This is a genomic window from Ruminococcus sp. (genome assembly GCF_024691275.1).
Taxonomy (GTDB): domain Bacteria; phylum Bacillota; class Clostridia; order Oscillospirales; family Ruminococcaceae; genus Ruminococcus.
In genome coordinates this window covers 1-3,860 of record NZ_JAILNU010000021.1, presented here as the reverse complement: position 1 = coordinate 3,860, position 3,860 = coordinate 1, and the positions used below count along the sequence as shown (strand labels likewise).

Annotated in this window: 4 protein-coding genes and 2 tRNA genes; all 6 read right to left on the bottom strand. The window is 44.0% G+C overall.

Annotated features, from left to right (window positions below):
* Window positions 1–204: 204 nt before the first annotated feature.
* Window positions 205–1,323 carry a transglutaminase domain-containing protein gene (locus tag K6G33_RS02375; protein ID WP_296775829.1) on the bottom strand — a complete coding sequence of 373 codons (1,119 nt, stop codon included), beginning with the start codon at window positions 1,321–1,323 and terminating at the stop codon, window positions 205–207.
* 1 nt (window position 1,324) lies between these two features.
* The gene (locus K6G33_RS02370; RefSeq protein ID WP_296775827.1) at window positions 1,325–2,236 is read right to left on the bottom strand and encodes an NYN domain-containing protein; all 912 of its coding nucleotides are present in this window, start codon (window positions 2,234–2,236) and stop codon (window positions 1,325–1,327) included.
* A 168-nt stretch (window positions 2,237–2,404) separates the two neighbouring features.
* The gene (locus K6G33_RS02365; protein ID WP_296775825.1) at window positions 2,405–2,932 is read right to left on the bottom strand and encodes a hypothetical protein; all 528 of its coding nucleotides are present in this window, start codon (window positions 2,930–2,932) and stop codon (window positions 2,405–2,407) included.
* Between the two features lie 31 nt (window positions 2,933–2,963).
* Window positions 2,964–3,503 (bottom strand): hypothetical protein, encoded by a 540-nt coding sequence (locus K6G33_RS02360; protein ID WP_296775823.1) that lies wholly within the window; start codon window positions 3,501–3,503, stop codon window positions 2,964–2,966.
* 120 nt (window positions 3,504–3,623) lie between these two features.
* Window positions 3,624–3,699: transfer RNA gene (locus tag K6G33_RS02355), tRNA-Gly, on the bottom strand.
* A gap of 30 nt (window positions 3,700–3,729) precedes the next feature.
* Window positions 3,730–3,805, bottom strand: a tRNA-Phe gene (locus tag K6G33_RS02350).
* Between the last annotated feature and the right edge of the window lie 55 nt (window positions 3,806–3,860).

Below are 3,860 nucleotides of genomic sequence, written 5' to 3'. Positions count from 1 at the left end.
CTCTTTGTCAATACCTTTTCAAAAGTTTTTTGTGATAACTTTCTTCCGCCTCTCCTCCATGTGCTCCACGATGCTGCGCCAGCAGGCTTACTCTTCCTTCACCCTTCCGAAGCGACTTGTTTATTATATCACTCATTCCGCAAATTGTCAACATGGATTTCTACACAACATTGCTCGATTATTTTCGTGCAAATATGTTCAATTTCACTCTCCGAACTTGAATTTCAGCGTAATACAGAGTCCTTGCTCGTTCAATCCAAGATCAAGACAGATTGCCTCTTTGGTGTGATACTCCGTTTCTTTGATAATATCAAACATTTTTCTGTCATCGTTGACAAGATCGTAAAAATCGTTGTAGATGCTTTCATTCGCAAATTTTATGGTCACAACGCTTTTATCCGCCAAAAGCTCACGCCTCAGGATCTCCTCTGCTTCGTTGTAAGTCTGCGCATAAAGTCCGTTCGCAATGTAGTAATTTCTGTCATCTCTACCGCAGCTGTATGGCTCAAACAACGATTTATCGGCAATATGCGTCCTTGAGAAATCTGCGTCCGAACACAGGAAATACGTCAGGCTGATATCTCCCTCACTGCCTGTATCTGCCCATGTTACGTCAATATTGTACCATTCGTCATCGACCTTGACCTGATTCCACGCATGATTTTCGCCTTTATCAGTCTTTCCCGTCACCACGGTGCTGTCCAGATCAAGTTGCGACGCAAGGAGCCTGAACGCTTTGGCATATCCCTCGCAGTTCGCTTCACCCCGCACAAGGCAGCCGTATGAAGTCGAGGCATATTCGCTGTCATCTCCCGTAACATAGTTGCATTTCTTTACTATATAGTCATTTATGTATCTTACTTTCTCAGCATCGCTCCAATAGTCAGCCGTTCCCGTCATAGCAGTATCAATGACAGCATCAAGCTCGGACGCTTTAAGCACCGCGTTGCTCTTTTCACGATAGACCACCTTTGCATCGCGCACCTTCTGAGCCGTATAATACACCGAGTCTAAATAGAAAAAACTGCTCTCCTGTTTTTCAAGTATGCAATATATCTTTGAATACTCGTCGCCGTCTATCTCCATAGGCAGAGGTATCTTCTCCTTTTTATCGGATATCCCCCGATACAGCGCAGTATACACTGCTTTCTCGTCCTTGCTGAGCATTTCGTATACAGGTCTGTGCTCAGCTTCGTCTGATGTGAGATATTCAGCTGCGGGATATCCTCTCAGTATACCCGAGTCCTTGATATAGCGCCCTGACATATAAAGTCCGCCGGCAAGAACTATTGCCGCTGCGGCACTAATAATTTTTTTCTCCAAATCAACTCTCCGAAATCATAACAGTGTTGTTCTTTATCTTAAATGACGGCAGATTTTCAACGAACTTGCTGAACTTTGAATAGCCGTATGTTTTTACGTCGAATTCGGGCATCTTTGTGCAGAGCTGCTTTTTCAGCTCGCCCAGATTATATCCCTTGCTGCCGTTGGTTCGCACTATAGCTGCAATAGCCGTTTCTATACGCTGAAGATCCGTCATATTGGACTTCTGAGAAACAAGTATGCTGCTTCCCACCTGTCTGAAGCTGAGTCCGTCGAACTCTTTCAGGAACTGCGAGAACTTTGAATAGCCGTAGTTCCTGACATCAAAGTCAGGATAGCGGTTGAGAAGTCTGCTTCCCAGCTCGCCGATATTGATCTCGTCCTGTAGGTTGGCATTTTCGGTTATTATGCGTACTATAGCCGTTTCCAGAGTTTTCAGTTCAAGCTTTTCGCTCTCGCCCGTGCTCTGTAATTCCTCGTCCGCAAGTATCTCAAGGTACTTGAAAGCGTTGCAGGCAGTGCTGAACGGCTTCGGAGTTTTCTGTTCGCCCATGCCGATAACGTGCATACCCGACTCACGCAGACGGATAGCCAGTCTTGTAAAGTCACTGTCACTGGACACGATGCAGAAGCCGTCAACATTGTGCGAATAGAGAATATCCATCGCGTCTATTATCATTGCAGAGTCGGTAGCATTCTTGCCTGTTGTATAGCTGTACTGCTGTACAGGCGTAACAGCGTTGTCAAGCGCCATATTCTTCCAGCCTGCAAGATTAGGACGGGTCCAGTCGCCGTAAACTCTCTTATATGTTACGACACCATAATTAGAGACTTCATCGAGTATAAACTTTGTATACTTAGCCGCAACATTATCCGCATCAATAAGAACGGCATATCGGGTTTCCTTTTCCATTTCTTCACTCCTGTAACATTTTATAAACGAGACTTCAATAATATACATTGTAAGTAATCACAAGGGATACTTACTATATTATAACATTTTTATTTAAATTTGTATATAGTAATTCCGCACAAAGACCCAAAGCAGTCTTTGTGCGGAATTAAAAAAGAATTATTAAATTTATTTTTCGTAATCGGGGTATTGATATCTCCAGCCGTGGCGCAGGAAGTAATCGTCCTTCCACTCGATATCAGCTTCCTCTCCTTTGCGCATAGTGAAAACAGGATCATATTTTATGAAGCTCTTTCTGACGAAGCAGATAAGTTTTTCATCATCGTCACCAGCTTCATTATAGTATATAGTATGCTTTCCATCAGGACTTTTTATAGTTTTCAGCGGAGATCCCACATCAAATCCTGCCAGCTTTATGAGCAGTGCCACCATGAGGTAACACATTATAGTTCCGCTGAGCATAAGTGCTTTGCGCTTCTCGCCGTTCCTGCACTTTTCGATAAAACCGAGGAGCGCAGCAGTTCCAAAGAAAAAAGGTGCAAGGTAGAAGCAGATATTATCGACCATAGTCTCGGGCAGACCAAAAAACGCTCTCATGATCTCCTTGTCTCTTGTAACGTGTATCGTCACCATAGCCAGTATACATATAACAGCAAGTCCTGCCAGAATATACTCGAATAATCTTATTTTTTTCATTTTATAACTCCATATCTGCTGTGTTCAATACTTAAAACGATGAATAGTCATATTTTTGTTCGTCAAAGACAACGCCGTCATTTTCCCAGCTGATAAGGTCTGTTTTATCGTTATCGACAGTGAACAGTGCCTCATATGTAAATATGTCCTTTCTGCGGTAAACACGCATAGCGTCAGGAGCGCCATACTCGTCGTCATCATGCTCCTGAACATAATATAAAGAGTGTTTTCCGTCGGGACTTTCAAAAGTGCGCATGATCCTGTCACTTCTTATGCCGCGTCCGAGAAGCACCAGCAGCGAAAAAGCAATAAACATCACAGACATAGTGCTCATAAACATTTTACTTCCGTAGCACCTTTTCACTATAACGATAAGCGCTGACAGAGCTGCCAGTCCCATTGCAAAAGGTGCAAGAACAAACAGGATATCGCATATCATGTCCTCGGTGGCAACTCCCACCGCTCTCATAGTCTTATAGCTGTTTCCCGTAAACATCAGCGCGAACAGCAGAACTACGCTCAGAACAGACAGAGCAAAGAATACCCATCTGGTCACTTTAAATATTTTCATTGTGAATGCTCCGTTTCATATAAAAATAAGCTTTCAATCCTCAAAATCAAACATAAATAAAAAATCCCGAAACTACTGCTTCGGGATTTGCGTAATACCAAGGTTATTACCCCAGTACTATGGAGCGGATTACGAGGCTCGAACTCGCTACCTCCACCTTGGCAAGGTGGCGCTCTACCAGATGAGCTAAATCCGCATTGTATATAGAACGCATTTGCGTTCTATATGGTGCTTCCGGTCGGAATCGAACCAACGACACGGGGATTTTCAGTCCCCTGCTCTACCGACTGAGCTACAGAAGCGTGTTGGCGACCCCGAACAGACTCGAACTGTCGACCTCCTGCGTGACAGGCAGGC